Consider the following 15,328-nt stretch of genomic DNA (forward strand, 5'->3'; position numbering starts at 1 on the left):
AACCTACGCTCGTGCATGTGGGAGCAACGCAGCGTTTTGGACTATTCGCCATAAGAGCGACCCGCCTGCGAGCCGACCAAGAAGCCACAACTACCGTTGTACGGGGCGCCGCAAGGGCTTCCCGACTTGTAACGAAGGGAGGCCCCCGATGCCTAAGCCACCACGCACCCGCTCCGAGCTGGCCGACGTGCTCTTTCGCTTGCGCCGCAGCTTCTATGCCCTGGCCGCCTTTAGCGGCGTGATAAACGTCATGATGTTGACGCCAGCTATTTATATGCTGCAGGTGTATGACCGCGCGCTGGTCAGCCGCAACGTCACCACGCTGGGCATGCTCACGCTGCTGGTGGTCGGGTTGTTCCTGTTGATGTCGGCATTGGAGATGACCCGTACCCGCGTGCTGATCCGGGTGGGCAACTGCCTGGACATGGACCTCAACCGGCGCATCTTCAGCGCCGCGTTCGAACGCAACCTGAGCCGCGCCGGCGGCAACCCGGCCCAGGCCCTGCAGGACCTGGCGCAAGTGCGGCAGTTTCTGACCGGCAACGGTTTGTTCGCCTTTTTCGATGCACCATGGACGCCGATCTACCTGGTGGTCTGCTACCTGATCCACCCTTGGCTCGGGCTGGTCACGATGATTGGCTCGCTGATCCTGGTGGGCCTGGCCTACCTCACCGAGAAGGCTACGCAAAAGCCACTGGCCGAAGCCAATCAGGCCGCCATGACGTCGGCCAGCTACGCCAACAACAACCTGCGCAACGCCGAAGTGATCGAGGCCATGGGCATGCTGCCGTCAATCGGCAAGCGCTGGTACCAAAGGCACTTGCGCATCCTGCAGATGCAGACCCTGGCCTCCGACCGCGCGGCGCTGATCAGCAGCACCGGGCGTTTCGTGCGCATCACCTTGCAGTCGCTGATCCTCGGTACCGGTGCGTTGCTGGCAATAGAAGGCAAGATCACCCCCGGCATGATGATCGCGTGTTCGATCCTGACCGGCCGCGCCCTGGGCCCGGTGGAACAGGTGATTGCCTCCTGGAAGCAGTTGCTCGGTTGCCGCTTGGCCTGGGGCCGGCTCAACGACCTGCTGCAAGACTATCCGCAGCGGCCACCGAGCATGTCGCTGCAGCGGCCGATGGGCATGCTGGCCGTGGAAAACGTGATCGCCGGTGCCCCCGGCACCACCACCAGCATCGTGCGCGGGGTCAGCTTCAGCCTGGTGCCGGGTGAAAGCTTAGGCATCATCGGCCCTTCGGCTTCGGGCAAGTCTACTCTCGCCCGCCTGCTGGTGGGTGTGTGGCCGGCCCAGGCCGGCAAGGTGCGCCTGGATGGTGCCGACATCTTCACCTGGAACAAGGCCGAACTCGGCCCTTGGCTGGGCTACCTGCCGCAAGACGTGGAGCTGTTCGAGGGCACCATCGCCGAAAACATCGCGCGCTTTGCCGAGGTGGACAGCGATGCGGTGATCCGTGCTGCCCGCAGCAGCGGCGTACACGACATGATCCTGCACTTCCCGCAGGGCTACGACACGCGCCTGGCCGCCGACGGCACCCCACTGTCCGGCGGCCAGAAGCAGCGTATCGCCCTGGCCCGCGCCCTGTATGGCGAGCCCAACCTGGTCGTGCTGGACGAACCCAACGCCAACCTCGATGACGTCGGCGAGAAGGCCCTGGTGGATGCGCTGGCCGAGTTGAAGGCGCGCGGCGCCACGGTGATCCTGATTTCCCATCGGCCCAATGTGCTGTGTGCAGTCGACAAGATACTCATGTTGCGCGACGGCGCTGTGCACATGCTCGGCAGCCGCGACGAAGTATTCGCGGCGCTGCGCAAGGCTGCCGTGATTCCAGCGGCCGGTGCGGCACCGCTGGCTTCGGTCAAAGTAAGGGAGTAGCCGATCATGCAGATGACTCAACACGCTGAGTTGATCCCCGCCGAAGCCAAGAACCTGATCGACCTGGATGCGGCCCGGCCAGTACGCTGGGGCGTATGGATGGTGATTGCCGGTTTTGGCGGTTTCTTGCTGTGGTCTTGCCTGGCGCCACTGGACGCAGGCGTGGTAGCCACCGGCACGGTCAAGGTCACCAGCAACCGCAAGGCGGTACAGCACCTGACCGGCGGCACGGTCGAGGCGATCCTGGTGCGCGAAGGCGATCTGGTAAAAAAAGGCCAGGAAGTGGTGCGGCTCGACGCCCTGCGCGCAGTCGCTGAGCAAGGCGCGCTCAGCGCGCAGTACATCGTCAGCAAAACCGTGGAAAACCGCCTGGAAGCCGAACGCGACGGCCGCGACACGGTCACCTTCGACCCTGCCCTGCTCCAGCATTACGCCAATGACCCTCGCTTGCTGGCCGCCATGGACTTGCAACAGCGCCTGCTCGACACCCGCCGCGCCGGCCTGGCGGGGGAACTGAGCATCCTTGAGGAAAACCTCACCGCTTCGGCGGTGCAGCTCAAGGGCCTGCAGCAGGTGTACGGTGCCCGCGCCTCACAGATCGGCTTCCTCAACCAGGAACTGCAAGGCACACGGGTGCTGGCCGCCGAAGGTTACGTACCGCGCAACCGCCTGCTGGAGCTGGAGCGCAGCAATGCCGACCTGTCCGCCGGCCAGGCAGAAAACCTCAACAACATAGCCCGGGCACGCAGCCAGGCCACCGAGATCAAGCTGCGCATCCTGCAGCGCCAGCACGACTACCTGAAAGAAGTGGAATCGCAACTGACCGACACCGCCAAGGAAAACACCACCCTGGCCGACCGCTTGCGCGCACTGGACTACGAAGTGACCCACACGGTGATCCGCTCGCCGATCGATGGCATGGTCCAGGGCCTGAGCATTGCTACGGTCGGCGGCATCATCCAGCCCGGTGCCAAGATCATGGAGGTGGTGCCACTCGACCAGCCCCTGCAGGTAGACGCAATGATCCCGGTGCAGGCTATCGACAAGATGGTGCCGGGCCTGGACGTGGACATCGCCTTCCCGGCCTTCAACCACGCACAGACGCCGAACATTCCGGGGCGGGTGAAGACCATTTCCGCCGACCGCCTGCTCGACGAAGAAAGCAAGCAGCCGTTCTACCTGGCCCAGGTGGAAGTGACGCCCGCCGGCATGGGCCTGCTGGGCAGCAACCATATCCGCCCCGGCATGCCCGCCACCGTCACCATCAAGACCGGCGAGCGCAACCTGCTCAGCTACTTGCTCAAACCCATGCTCGAACGCGTCGACGCCGCGTTCAAGGAGCAATGACATGAAACGCCCGTGCCTGATGTTGTGCCTGCTGGGGGTTGCCGTGCAGGCCAGTGCCATGGACCTGAAGCAAGCGTGGGACCTGTTGCAATACCAGGGCCCGATCTACCAGGCCGCCGTGCATGAGAAACAGGCCGGCAGCGAAAACCGCGCTATCGGCGAAGCTGGCTTGCTGCCACAGATCAACGCTTCGGCCTATTTCAACAGGGTCAATGGCAGCCAGCGCCAGAATGGCCAGGACAACGACCTGGACTATGACTCCAAAGGTGCCAACGTGCGCCTGCGCCAACCGCTGTTCAACAAACAGAAGATGGCCGAGTACCGCCAGGGCCAGCAACGGGCCGACTACAGCGTGGCGGTGTTCGATGCCAAGAGCCAGGACGCCGCGGTACGTCTGGCCGACGCCTACTTCGACGTGCTGCTGGCCAGCGAAACCATCACCCTGGCCAAAGCCAAGCTGAACGCTTTCGAAGAGCAACTGGCTTCGGCGAAGCGCCGCAAGGAACTGGGCGCTGGCACCATCACAGATGTCGACGAGTCGGTCGCTCGCCGCGACCTGGCCGAGGCCGACCTGATCGACGCCCAGGACAACCTGGTCAATACCCGGCGCAAGCTGGAGGAGTACATTGGTGAAACCCCACAGTCGCTGACCACCTTGCAGCCAGGCTTCAGTACACCGCCGCTGATGCCAGGCAACCTGCAGGACTGGCTGGTCAAGGCCCAGGCAGACAGCCCGTTGATTCATGCACGCCGGCACAGCTACGAGCTGGCCGAAGAAGAAGTGAAACGTGCCCGCGCCGGGCACTGGCCAACACTGGATTTCGTGGCCGGCTACACCGCCGGCAGCAGCCAGTCGATTTCCGAGATCAACCAGCGTAACCACTACAGCTCGATCGGGCTGGAGCTGAACATTCCGCTGTACAGCGGTGGCAGCACCAGCGCCCTTACTCGCCAGGCCAGCGCCAACAGCTCGAAGGCCCTGGACGAGCTGGACGCCACACGCCAGGAGGTGATTTCCGACACCACCCGCGAGTACCGCGGTGTGCAGAGTGGTGCCTTGCGCATTCAGGCGCTGGAAAAGGCCGTGGCTTCCAACGAGCGCTCGCTGTCCTCCACCCGCAAGGGCTTCAAGGAAGGCGGTACCAGCACCAACTCGGATGTACTCAATGCCGAAGAGTTGCTGTACGACGCCCGTCACGACCTGTTCGAGGCGAAGCTGAACTACCTGATGTCACGGCTGCGGCTGGCCTCGTCGGTGGGTAGCCTGGGTGATGACGACATCGAACAGATCAACAATTACCTGGGGCCGGAACTGATGGTAAGCAATTGATCGGAGCACACACGGTAGCGGTGGCCGGTTTATTGACGTCAGGCTATTCACCGACTGCATGCACCCGGACGACCTGGCCATCACCCGCCCGTCGCTTGCAAGGGTGATGAACGGGCAGCCCCATTACGACTCCCGCAACCGCCATGCCTGTTGCTGAGGCACGCGGATGGAAACAGGTACCAGGTCAAGCGACAGAGGACCGCAGCCGGCTGATCAAGAAAGGACCATCATCATGCTCAACCCTGAAAACGCGTTGCTCGACAGTTGGCAGCACAACGCGCAAGCCTGGATCGGCGCCGTGCGCAGCGGCGCCATCGAAAGCCGCCGCCAGGTCACCGACCAGGCGATCCTGCTGGCCATTCTTGGCCGCCAGCCCGAACGGGTGCTGGACCTGGGCTGCGGTGAGGGCTGGCTGCTGCGCGCCCTGGGTGATCGCGGGATCGAAGCGGTGGGTGTCGACGGTGACAGGACATTGGTGGATGCCGCGCAGGCTGCGGGCTCGGCCGAGGTGCACCTGGCCAGCTATGCGCAGTTGGCCGAGGGCCACGTCTACGTAGGCAAAGGTTATGACCTGATCTGTGCCAATTTTGCGTTGTTGCACCAGGACATCATTCCGCTACTGGCGGCGATGCACGACCTACTGGTGCCTGGCGGTGCGCTGATGATCCAGACGCTGCACCCTTGGAGCATGGCGGGTGGGGACTATCACGATGGCTGGCGGGAGGAGTCATTTGCCGGGTTTGCCGGGGATTGGCAGCCAATGCCCTGGTATTTTCGTACCCTGGCCAGCTGGCTGAATGCACTGGACATGGCGGGGTTGCGGCTGGTCAGCCTGCAGGAGCCGCAGCACCCGCAGAGTGCGATGCCGCAGTCATTGTTGATGGTGGCTGAGCGCCCTTGAGGCGCTCAAGCCCCCACACAGCTCAAGCTTCAGAGCACAGGCTTGCGCGCCGCCCCGCTGCGGGCTTTGGCCATGGCGGCCAGACGCACCGCGACGTTGGCCGCGCCGTAACCGGCATAGCCACCCTTGCGCTGGATGATCTCGAAGAAGAATCGCTCCTCGAACGGTTCGGTGTACACGTGGAACAGCTCGCCACCCTGGGCATCGCGGTCGTACAGCACGTTGTAATACGCCAGCTCGCTGAGGAACTCGTCGTCGAAATCGAAGCGTGCTGCCAGGTCGTCGTAGTAGTTCAGCGGGATTTCCAGCAACGGTACACCAGCCAGCTTGGCGCGCGCCACTTCGCGGAAGATATCGTCACAATCGAAGGCGATGTGATGCACGCCCGAACCGCGGTAGCTGGACAGCGCATGAGCGATGGCGGTGTTGCGGTTTTCCGAAATGTTCAGCGGCAAGCGCAACGTGCCGCACTGGCTACGCAGCGCGCGGCTCTTGACCAGGCCGTATGGGTCGGGCAGCACCACTTCGTCATCCGCGGCGAAATCGAACAGGCTCTTGTAGAACAGCACCCAGCTGTCCAGCGACTCGGCCGGCAAGGCCAGGGCCATGTGATCGATGCGGCGCAGGCCACCGGTGGCGGTGGCGCTCTTGTCCAGGCTGAAATCGGTATCGTACAGGGTCTGGCCGGCAGTGCCCTGTTCTACCAGGTACAGCAGGCTACCATCCGGGGCACGCACCGCCGGTACTTCACATTCGTTAGGGCCGACCAAGCCCCGGAACGGCTGGCCACGGTAGGCAGTCGCGCGCTTCAGGGCTGCTTGCTGGTCCTTGACCCGCAGCGCGGTGGCGCACAGCGACGGGCCGTGGGCCTCGAAGAAGTTGTGGCCGAAGGAATACGGTTCGGCGTTCAACACAATGTTGATATCGCCCTGGCGCAGCAACTGCACTTCTTTGCTGCGGTGTTTGCCGGCTTCGGCAAAACCCAGGCGCTTCAGCCAACTGGCCAGACGCGCGCCAACAGCTTCGTCAACCGCGAATTCGAGGAACTCCACACCGTCATAGGTGCTCGCCGCTGGCGGGGTGAACAGCACGCCAGGTTCGATCGGCGTGTTTTCCTGTTCCAGGCGCAGGCGGGTCTGCTCTTCGAGGTACAACAGCGAGCGCAGGCCATCAGCGGCATTTTGCCGTGGCGGCGCAGCGCGGAACCCGTCATTGAAGATTTCCAGCGATAGCGGGCCACGGTAACCGGTGGCGAGGATCGGCGCCAGAAAGCCGGCCATGTCCATTTCACCCTGCCCCGGGAAGCACCGGAAGTGGCGGCTCCACTCCAGCACATCCATGGCCAGAATCGGCGCGTCGGCCATCTGCACGAAGAAAATCTTGTCACCGGGGATGTCGCGGATCGCGCTGGGGTCACCCTTCAGGGACAAGGTATGGAAACTGTCGAGGATCACCCCGAGGGCCGGGTGGTCGGCCTGGCGCACCAGGTTCCACACCTGCTGGTAGGTGTTGACGTGGCGGCCCCAGGCCAGCGCTTCGTAACCAATGCGCAGGCCGCGCTTGCCGGCGTGCTCGGCCAGCAGGCGCAGGTCATCGACCAGCAACTGCTCTTCGCCCAGGGCATCGGCCTGGACGTTACTGCACACCAGCACCAGGTCGGTGCCCAGCTCCTGCATCAGGTCGAACTTGCGTTCGGCGCGGTCGAGGTTTTTCTGCAGCCGGTCGCGGCGGCAGCCTTCAAAGTCGCGAAACGGCTGGAACAGGGTAATGGCAATGCCAAGATCAGCGCACATCTGGCGCACCTGGCGCGGGCTGCCGGCGTAATAGAGCAGGTCGTTTTCGAAGATCTCGACGCCGTCAAAACCGGCGGCGGCGATGGCTTCGAGCTTTTCCGGCAGGGTGCCGCTCAAGGACACGGTAGCGATCGAACGCTGCATGGCGGGAGTTCCTTGTTGTTAGAAAATGACGGTGCCAGTCAGGTAAAAACCACTGTCACAGTTTATGGCACGATCGATTATTCGCAGGTAAAGTCGCCGCTTCAATCTCTTTGTACGGAATGGTTAGTTTTGCGTTCGATTATCGCACAAAACCCAATTTAGCGAATTGCTAGACCGCTGGCCCTGCGGTCAACATGAGACCCAGACGCAGGCACACCGACCACTGCCTCCTGCCTTGGTGAACCGATGGCGGAACCTGCGCAAACAACAATAACAACGGAGACAACGATGGCTCACTCCAGCTCGCAAGCCAAAAAAGCGACCGCCAGTGGATGGATAGGCTCGGCACTCGAGTACTACGACTTCTTCATCTACGCCCAGGCCGCTGCGCTGATTTTCCCGCAGATCTTCTTCCCCAATACCGACCCGAAAATGGCCATCATTGCCTCGTTGGCCACGTACGGCGTGGGCTACCTGGCGCGCCCGGTCGGTGCCTTCGTACTGGGCCACTGGGGTGACACTCGCGGGCGCAAGAACGTCCTGCTGCTGTGCATGTTCCTGATGGGCTTGTCGACCATGGCCGTCGGCCTGCTGCCCACCTACCACGACATCGGTTACCTCGCCCCGGCCTTGCTGGTGGTGCTGCGCCTGATCCAGGGCTTTGCCGTGGCCGGGGAAATTTCCGGTGCCAGTTCCATGATCATGGAGCACGCGCCATTCGGCCGAAGAGGCTATTACGCCAGCTTTACCCTGCAAGGCGTGCAGGCTGGCCAGGTGCTGGCCGCGGCGGTGTTCCTGCCACTGGCCTACTTCATGCCTAGCGAAGCCTTCACCGAATGGGGCTGGCGCATTCCGTTCCTGATGAGCGCCATCGTGCTGATTGCCGGTTTCATCATCCGTAAGGAAGTGCACGAAACCCCGGCGTTCGTGAAGGAAGAGAAGCAGGACAAGGTTGCCAAGTCGCCCATCAGCGAGGCCTTCCGCCACAGCTGGAAGCACATGGTGCTGGTGATGTTCATGGCCCTGATGAACGTGATCCCGGTGGTGGCCACCATCTTCGGTGCGGCCTACGCGGTGCAGCCAGCCTATGGCATCGGCTTCGACAAGAGCGTGTACCTGTGGATTCCGGTGGTCGGCAACATCGTCGCGGTGCTGGTGATTCCGTTCGTGGGTAACCTGTCGGACAAGATCGGCCGTCGCCCGACCATGATCGCCGGTTGCCTGGGCTCTGGCCTGCTGGCGTTCGTCTACCTGTATGCAATCAGCATCCAGAACGTGCCCATGGCGTTCGCCGCATCGATCATCATGTGGGGCATGGTCTACCAGGGTTACAACGCGGTGTTCCCAAGCTTCTACCCAGAGCTGTTCCACACCCGCTACCGCGTATCGGCCATGGCCATCGCCCAGAACATCGGCACCATGCTGACCGCCATGCTGCCAGCGCTGTTCGCCTTGGTCGCACCGCCTGGCTCGGACAACATCCCGCTGGTGGTGGGTAGCCTGGCGTTCTTCATTACCTGCGTGTGCGCCCTGGCGGCCTACATTGCCCCGGAAACCCATCGCCTGGCGATGGAAGACCTGGGTAACCCGGATGCCAAGCCGATGGAAAAGGATGCTTACGAGGCTAGCCGTAAAGGTAGCTTTCAGGCAGTGAGCCACTGACAGATTGTCGGGGCCGCGTTGCGGCCCCGGCACTTTCAACCTTCAACCACTTCCTGCAAGCGCGCCCACAGTCGCTCGACATCCCCTCGCTCAGTCGGCAGCGCACCAATCGAAACCCGCACCATCCACCGCCCATCCAGTGTCGCTGGCGTCACATAGGCATCGCCAGAAGCATTCAGTCGGTCGGCCCACCCCTTGGTATGCGCATCCAGCGCCTCCCCTTCCAGCCCTGCCGGCCGATGGCGAATGCACAGGGTCTGCAACTGCACCGGCGCCAACACCTCCCACTCAGCCGCCGCCCCAACCTGCCCCGCCAACCATCTGGCATTGTCCAGATCGCGCCGCAACCGCGCCTGCAATGCGTCAACGCCCTCGCTGCGCAGCATGAACCACAGCTTCAACGCGCGGAACCGTCGGCCCAGCGGGATGCCCCAGTCACGCAGGTTCTTCACCTCGCCATCCACCGCCGATTGCAGGTAGCTGGGGTTGGTGCTCATCACCCGAATCAGGTGCTGCGGATCGCGCACGTAATAGATCGAGCAATCGAAGGCCACACCCAGCCACTTGTGCGCATTGACCACCACCGAATCGGCCAGCTCGATGCCATCCCACATCCAGCGGCACTCAGGCAGGATCATCGCGGAACCGGCCATGGCCGAGTCCACATGCAGCCACAAGCCATGGGCCTGGGCGATTTCACCGATCGGGCGCAGCGGGTCAAGGGCGGTGGTGGCCGTGGTGCCAGTGGTGGCCACGACCGCGCAAGGTTGGTTGCCTGCAGCCAGGTCCTGCTCGATCGCCGCCCGCAAGGCCTCTGCACGCAAGGCGTAATGTTCGTCTGTGGGGATGAGGCGGATATTGTCGCGGCCAAAACCTGCCAGCAGCGCGGCCTTGTCTACCGAGCTGTGGGCATGGGCACTGACATACACGATCAAAGGCCTGGCTTCGGCCTGCAGGCCGCCGCGTACCAAGGCGTAGTCGGTCGCGCGTTCACGGGCACTGATCAGCGCCACCAGGGTGCTGGTCGACGCGGTGTCCTGGATCACCCCGCTCCAATGGCCAGACAGGCCCAGCAGCTGACGCAGCCAGTCGAGGGTGGTTTCTTCCAGCTCGCTCAGTGCCGGGCTGGATTGCCAAGACAGACCCAGCACGCCCAAACCGGTGCTGAGGAAATCGCCCAACACGGAAGACAGGGTGCCATTGGAGGGGAAGTAGCCGTAGAAGTCCGGGTGCTGCCAATGGGACAGGCCGGGCATGACCAGCTGGTTGACGTCATCGAGGATGGCCTCGAAGGGTTCGCCTTGCCGGGGCGCCGTTGCGGGTAAGGCAGCCTTGAGGTAGCCGGGTTCAACCTGGGCCATGACCGGGCGCTCGCCGACGGTTTGGCGGTAGTCGGCGATCAGGTCGATCAATTGATGGCCGTACTGACGAAATTGTTCGGGGGTCACGTGGGGGCTCCTGTGGTTTTTCCACTGCCCCCAGTCTAGGCACCTGTGCCGACGCGAATAACCCCGCCTTGCGCATACCAGCTATGGCAAACCCGCATGCCCACCCTGCACGCCAAACTGCGACTGTCGCCACAGCTCGAACACCCGGTTGCGCAACCAGCGGTGCTCGGCCGAGGCCTGCAGGCGCTGGTGCCACACCACCCAGTAGCGCTGGCTGTGGTCGATAAAACCTAGCGGCCGCCAGGCCAGATCATGCAAGCGGCACAGTTGCCGGGCAATGTGCTCGGGCACGGTTGCCACGGCCTGGCTGTTGGCGATCACCTGCACAGTGGCGGAGAAAAACGGCACTTCCAGGCTGACCCGCCGCTGCAAGCCTTGGGCGCGCAGGTGGCGGTCGATGAAGCTGTCCTTGTCGCCGCCGCCGGAAATACGCACATGCTTGTGCGCCAGGTAATCGGCCTGGCTGAGTGCGGCATGGGCAGCTAGGGGGTGGTCGTGACGCATCAGGCACACGGCGCGGTCCTCGCCCAGCAGACGCCCGTGCAGGTTGGGCGGCGACTCGTCGAACAGGGTGGTGGCCAGGTCAATCTCGCCGCTGGCCAGCAAGGCGTACTGGCCGGCCTGCCAGGTACGGTACTCCAGCGATACGCCCGGTGCTTCACGCTCCAGCGCGGCCACCAGTAGCGGCAACATGTGCTCGGCCACGTAGTCCGAAGCAGCCAGGCAGAAACGCCGCTCGCAGCGTGCCGGGTCGAACACTGCGGGCTGACGCAGAGCCTGTAGTTCTTCGAGCACCTGGCGAAGGGGTTCGACAAGGGCTTCGGCGTGTTCGCTCAATACGTAGCCGCGGCCTTGGCGTACCAGCAGCGGATCGTCGAAGGCTTCGCGCAGGTGGGCCAGCTGGCGGCTCAGAGCCGACTGGCTGACGCCCAGGCGCTCGGCGGCGTGGCTGAGGTTTTTCAGCTGTAGCAGGTGGTCGAGGGTGCGCAGGTGGGCGAGGCTGAGGGAGGCGAAGGTGGGGTTCATCGGGTTCGGCTCCAGACCGCAGGCGAGGGCTTCGACCTCGTTTGCGACACAAGGCCGCTCCTACAGGGACCGCACCTGCCCATGGCCTGCGCGGTCCCTGTAGGAGCGGCCTTGTGTCGCGATGGGCCGCAAAGCGGCCCCTGAAAAGCAGATCAGTCAGTCAGACCAACGTACACGTTCTGTACGTCATCGTTCTCGTCGATCGCCTCGAGGAACGCTTCCACCTCAGCCAATGCGTCAGCGCTCAGGCTGGCCGCACTCACCGGGTTTTTCGGGGTGTAGCCAATCTTCGCCGAGGTCACGGTGAAGCCATGCTCCGGCAGGGCCTTCTGTACCGCGTCCAGGTCGGTGGTGTCGGTAATGAACAGGGTCGAGCCCTCTTCTTCACCTTCCTCGAAATCCTGGGCGCCGGCTTCGATGGCTGCCATTTCCGGGTCGGCATCGCCTTCCGGAGTGGCTTCGATCAGGCCGACGTGGTTAAAGTCCCAAGCCACCGAACCGCTGGCACCCAGCTGGCCTTTACGGAACAGTACGCGGATTTGCGCGACGGTACGGTTGACGTTGTCGGTCAGGCACTCGACGATCAGTGGCACCTGGTGCGGGGCAAAGCCTTCGTAGCTGACGGCGTGGTACTGCACGGCATCACCATCCAGGCCCGCGCCCTTGCGAATCGCACGCTCCAGCGTCTCGCGGGTCATCGAGGCCTTTTTGGCTTGCACGATGGCCAGGCGCAGGCGCGGGTTCATATCAGGATCGGCGCCCGACTTGGCCGCGATCTGGATTTCCTTGGACAGCTTGCCCATGACCTTGCCTTTGGCATTGGCCGCTGTTTCTCTATGTTTGGCTTTCCACTGTGCGCCCATGTCGACTCTCTTGTTTCAGCGGCCGGTTCAGGAAGCGACCGGCCAAAAGTGGGTGCATTTTATACGCCCTCACGCATGGGATCGACAAGAAATCTCATCAGCCTTTATCGGCCTTTCCTGCTGCCGCGGCAAACCGCGCCAGGCGCACATCCAGCCGTCGCGGCCGCATGCCGAGGTCTTCGGCGCGCTCCTTGCGGCGGATGGCATTGCGCACCATCAGCGAACCCAGGTAGCGCACAGGCTCGGGCGGGAACAGCCCCAGCGGCCCCTTGACCAGCGGCGAACGGGTCCAAGGGTTGTCGAGCCCCAGCGCCAGCGACGACAGAATCTGCCCGCCCATATGGCAAGGCCCCACACCACTGCCCGAATAGCCAAAGCCATAGAACACGTTGCCCTGCCCGTCCAGCCGGCCAAAAAACGGCAAGCCGGTCACCGAGCGGTCCGACGGCCCGTTCCAGCTGGCCGCCAGCGGCACTTCGGCCAAGGCCGGGAAAAACCCGCCCAGGCTTTCGCGCAGCAGCGGCCGGTATGGCGACGGCTGGTCGAACACCGGCAGCATGCGCCCACCATAGGCAAAGGTATTGCCGCCTTTGCCAAGCATCAGCCGTCCATCGGAGGTGTTGTGGTAGTAGTGCACGAAAATGCGCGAGTCGAGCACGCTGATGCCGCTGTCCAGGCCGATCTCGCGCAGCAGCTCGGGGCACGGCTCGGTGATTACCATGTCACTGGAAACGATCGCCACGCTGCGCTCGAACTGCGGGAAAGCCCGCGCCATCCAGGCATTGAGGCCCAACACCACGCGGTCGGCGCGCACCGTGCCATGGGCCGTGCGCACCTGCACCGGGGCGCCGTGCTCCAGGCCACTCATGGCCGTGCCTTCATGAATGCGCACGCCGCGCTGTAACGCCACCCGGCGCAGGCCACGCACCAGCTTGCCCGGCTGCACCGTGGCGGCAGCTGGCGAGAACCAGCCCTCCAGGTGCCTTGCCGAACCCGCCAGACGCTGGACTAGGTCCAGCGGCAGGCGGCGAAACGAGTTGATGCCCTTCTGCTCCAGCGCCGCGATCACTGCATCGGTGGCGCCGACCTGAGCGGCGTTGGTGGCGGTGTACAACGTGCCATCCAGGCGGTAGTCGCAGTCGATGCCATTGGCCGCGCAGAACGTACCGATATCACCGATGCTGCGCTCCGACTCGCGCACCAGGCGTACCGCCTCGGCCACCCCGAACAGGCGTTCGAGGGTGAAGTACTTGGCCGACCAGGACAATGCGCAACCGCCGTTGCGGCCACTGGCGCCGGCGCCGCAGATATCGGCTTCGATCAGCACGATATCCAGCGCCGGCACCGCCTCCTTGAGCATCAGTGCTGTCCACAGGCCGGTGTAGCCGCCGCCGACGATGCACACATCGCAACGGGTATCGCCCTGCAGCGGTGGGCACACCGCCTCCTGCGCCGAATCCAGGGCCTGTTGCAGCCAGAAGGGTCTCATTCGCTTGCTTTCCTTTAGGTACGCAGTGGCTTGATTGCCATGCTGGTATTCGGTGCCACGTCAGCGCTTTGCGGGGTGCTGGCCGGGCGGCTGTTCCAGTGCGGCAGCAGCACCAACGCCGAGAACAGCGCGCAGCCGGCGAACACGATGAACACCGTGACACCATCGAAGTACCCCGGCAGGAGCCCACCCAGCACCGCCCCCACCGAGCCACAGCCGTTGACGAAGCCCGCGGCTGTCGCACCGGCCTTGGCAGTACCGAAGTCGATGGCCGCCGCGCCGCTGATCATCGAATCTGGCCCGTACAGGGTCAGGCCCATGACGAACAGCAACGCCACCACCAGCATCACGCTGCCGGTGTGCATGGCCGCCATGAAGGCCGCCAGGGTCACCGTCAGCAACACCAGGCTGATCACGCAAGCCGGCATGCGGCGGGCGCCGAACAGTTTGTCGGAGGCCAGGCCAATGATGATCGGGCCCAGCAGCCCGGCCAGTTCAAAGGCGGTCGGGATGATTGCCGCACCCACCTTGCCCACCGAAGGCATCTGCTCGAAAACGATTACCGGCCCCCACAGCAGGATGGCGTAGCGCGCAGGTTTGAGCAGGAAGTACGCCAGGCCTAGCGTCAGCACGGTGCGGTTGCGCAGGATCTCTTTCAGCGGCGCCCACACACTGCACAGGTTGCCGGCCGGGGCCATGCTCTGCGGCTCGGGCTCTACCGCCGGCAGGCCGACATCTTCAGGTTTGTTGCGCTGCAGGATGAAGAACAGCACGGCCACCAGCGCCACCACGGCGGCACTGGAGAAGAACGCCGCGTGCCAGGTGCCGACCAGTGTGTAGGCCCACCAACCCGCGAACGGCGAAGCCACCAGGCCGCCGAAGGCATAGCAGGAACTCCACAAACCCAGTACCCGCCCGCGCTGCGAAGCCGGGAAGAAGCTGCCGATGTTCTTGCACAACCCGGCCCAACCGGTGGATTGCGCCAGGCCTTGCACCAGCATGCAGGTGGCAAAGATCGGGAAGGTGGCGTAGCTGCCCATCACCACCGCCGCCACGGCGGAAATCAGCAACCCGCCCAGCACCACCACACGCGGGCCAAAGCGGTCGGCGAGCATGCCCCAGGTGAACTGGCCCACGGCGTAAGCGGCGAGGTAGATGGCGTCGAGATTGGCCATGGCGGCCTTGTCGAGCATGAAGTTGGGGTCTTCGGCGATGCCCAGCTTGGCCACCGAGAAGGCTTTACGGGTGAAGTAGAAGGCGGCGTAGGCCAGCCAGGTGATGGCGAAAATCTGGATGCGCCAGCGTTTGAACGCGGCTAGTGATTGATTCATGTACGTCTGACCTCTTGCTCAAGTGTGCCGGCAGAATGTGAAGAAACGCCTGTCTTGTTCTTGTGTTACGCACAGCGATGACGAGGCTGTCATCGGGTCAGATGGCACC

Annotated in this window: 11 protein-coding genes and 1 pseudogene; 6 read left to right on the forward strand and 6 right to left on the reverse strand. The window is 63.7% G+C overall.

Features of this window, described 5'->3' with window-relative positions; all coding sequences use genetic code 11:
• Positions 1-148 precede the first annotated feature (148 nt).
• The 5 genes and pseudogenes from D906_RS00280 (at position 149) to D906_RS00300 (ending at position 5,463) form a co-directional block, all read left to right on the forward strand.
• The gene (locus D906_RS00280; RefSeq protein ID WP_027614992.1) at positions 149-1,885 is read left to right on the forward strand and encodes a type I secretion system permease/ATPase; all 1,737 of its coding nucleotides are present in this window, start codon (positions 149-151) and stop codon (positions 1,883-1,885) included.
• A 6-nt stretch (positions 1,886-1,891) separates the two neighbouring features.
• The gene (locus tag D906_RS00285; RefSeq protein WP_016711195.1) at positions 1,892-3,232 is read left to right on the forward strand and encodes an HlyD family type I secretion periplasmic adaptor subunit; all 1,341 of its coding nucleotides are present in this window, start codon (positions 1,892-1,894) and stop codon (positions 3,230-3,232) included.
• A 1-nt stretch (position 3,233) separates the two neighbouring features.
• Positions 3,234-4,562 (forward strand): TolC family outer membrane protein, encoded by a 1,329-nt coding sequence (locus tag D906_RS00290; RefSeq protein WP_019097809.1) that lies wholly within the window; start codon positions 3,234-3,236, stop codon positions 4,560-4,562.
• A gap of 49 nt (positions 4,563-4,611) precedes the next feature.
• Positions 4,612-4,707: pseudogene (locus D906_RS26695) on the forward strand (diguanylate cyclase); the annotation flags it as partial.
• 87 nt (positions 4,708-4,794) lie between these two features.
• On the forward strand, positions 4,795-5,463 hold the full coding sequence (locus D906_RS00300) for a bifunctional 2-polyprenyl-6-hydroxyphenol methylase/3-demethylubiquinol 3-O-methyltransferase UbiG (RefSeq protein WP_027614993.1): 669 nt from the start codon (positions 4,795-4,797) through the stop codon (positions 5,461-5,463).
• Positions 5,464-5,492: 29 nt separating this feature from the next.
• Here D906_RS00300 and quiC read toward each other — a convergent pair whose 3' ends face one another.
• Entirely contained in the window at positions 5,493-7,400 is a 1,908-nt protein-coding gene (gene quiC / locus D906_RS00305) for a 3-dehydroshikimate dehydratase QuiC (RefSeq protein WP_019097811.1), read from the reverse strand.
• Positions 7,401-7,688: 288 nt separating this feature from the next.
• Here quiC and D906_RS00310 point away from each other — a divergent pair, with 288 nt between their 5' ends.
• On the forward strand, positions 7,689-9,062 hold the full coding sequence (locus D906_RS00310) for an MFS transporter (RefSeq protein ID WP_016711199.1): 1,374 nt from the start codon (positions 7,689-7,691) through the stop codon (positions 9,060-9,062).
• Between the two features lie 35 nt (positions 9,063-9,097).
• Here D906_RS00310 and D906_RS00315 read toward each other — a convergent pair whose 3' ends face one another.
• From D906_RS00315 to D906_RS00335, 5 genes are all read right to left on the reverse strand, one after another.
• Positions 9,098-10,510, reverse strand: a complete 1,413-nt coding sequence (locus tag D906_RS00315) for a DOPA decarboxylase (RefSeq protein WP_027614994.1) — start codon at positions 10,508-10,510, stop codon at positions 9,098-9,100.
• A gap of 81 nt (positions 10,511-10,591) precedes the next feature.
• Complete coding sequence (locus D906_RS00320; RefSeq protein ID WP_025752725.1) at positions 10,592-11,536, reverse strand: LysR family transcriptional regulator; 945 nt, start codon at positions 11,534-11,536, stop codon at positions 10,592-10,594.
• Positions 11,537-11,688: 152 nt separating this feature from the next.
• On the reverse strand, positions 11,689-12,399 hold the full coding sequence (locus D906_RS00325; RefSeq protein WP_019097814.1) for a YebC/PmpR family DNA-binding transcriptional regulator: 711 nt from the start codon (positions 12,397-12,399) through the stop codon (positions 11,689-11,691).
• Between the two features lie 97 nt (positions 12,400-12,496).
• On the reverse strand, positions 12,497-13,888 hold the full coding sequence (locus D906_RS00330; protein ID WP_027614995.1) for an FAD-dependent oxidoreductase: 1,392 nt from the start codon (positions 13,886-13,888) through the stop codon (positions 12,497-12,499).
• A gap of 14 nt (positions 13,889-13,902) precedes the next feature.
• Positions 13,903-15,219, reverse strand: coding sequence for an MFS transporter (locus D906_RS00335; RefSeq protein WP_019097816.1), 1,317 nt, complete (start codon positions 15,217-15,219; stop codon positions 13,903-13,905).
• Between the last annotated feature and the right edge of the window lie 109 nt (positions 15,220-15,328).

Source organism: Pseudomonas sp. LAIL14HWK12:I1, assembly GCF_003202095.1.
Classification (GTDB): domain Bacteria; phylum Pseudomonadota; class Gammaproteobacteria; order Pseudomonadales; family Pseudomonadaceae; genus Aquipseudomonas; species Aquipseudomonas monteilii.

What these genes read in the sequence shown, in the direction of transcription:
- D906_RS00280 (WP_027614992.1), top strand. Translation starts at nt 149, where the DNA reads ATGCCTAAGCCACCACGCACCCGCTCCGAGCTGGCCGACGTGCTCTTT.
- D906_RS00285 (WP_016711195.1), top strand. Translation starts at nt 1,892, where the DNA reads ATGCAGATGACTCAACACGCTGAGTTGATCCCCGCCGAAGCCAAGAAC.
- D906_RS00290 (WP_019097809.1), top strand. Translation starts at nt 3,234, where the DNA reads ATGAAACGCCCGTGCCTGATGTTGTGCCTGCTGGGGGTTGCCGTGCAG.
- D906_RS00300 (WP_027614993.1), top strand. Translation starts at nt 4,795, where the DNA reads ATGCTCAACCCTGAAAACGCGTTGCTCGACAGTTGGCAGCACAACGCG.
- quiC (WP_019097811.1), bottom strand. Translation starts at nt 7,400, where the DNA reads ATGCAGCGTTCGATCGCTACCGTGTCCTTGAGCGGCACCCTGCCGGAA.
- D906_RS00310 (WP_016711199.1), top strand. Translation starts at nt 7,689, where the DNA reads ATGGCTCACTCCAGCTCGCAAGCCAAAAAAGCGACCGCCAGTGGATGG.
- D906_RS00320 (WP_025752725.1), bottom strand. Translation starts at nt 11,536, where the DNA reads ATGAACCCCACCTTCGCCTCCCTCAGCCTCGCCCACCTGCGCACCCTC.
- D906_RS00325 (WP_019097814.1), bottom strand. Translation starts at nt 12,399, where the DNA reads ATGGGCGCACAGTGGAAAGCCAAACATAGAGAAACAGCGGCCAATGCC.
- D906_RS00330 (WP_027614995.1), bottom strand. Translation starts at nt 13,888, where the DNA reads ATGAGACCCTTCTGGCTGCAACAGGCCCTGGATTCGGCGCAGGAGGCG.
- D906_RS00335 (WP_019097816.1), bottom strand. Translation starts at nt 15,219, where the DNA reads ATGAATCAATCACTAGCCGCGTTCAAACGCTGGCGCATCCAGATTTTC.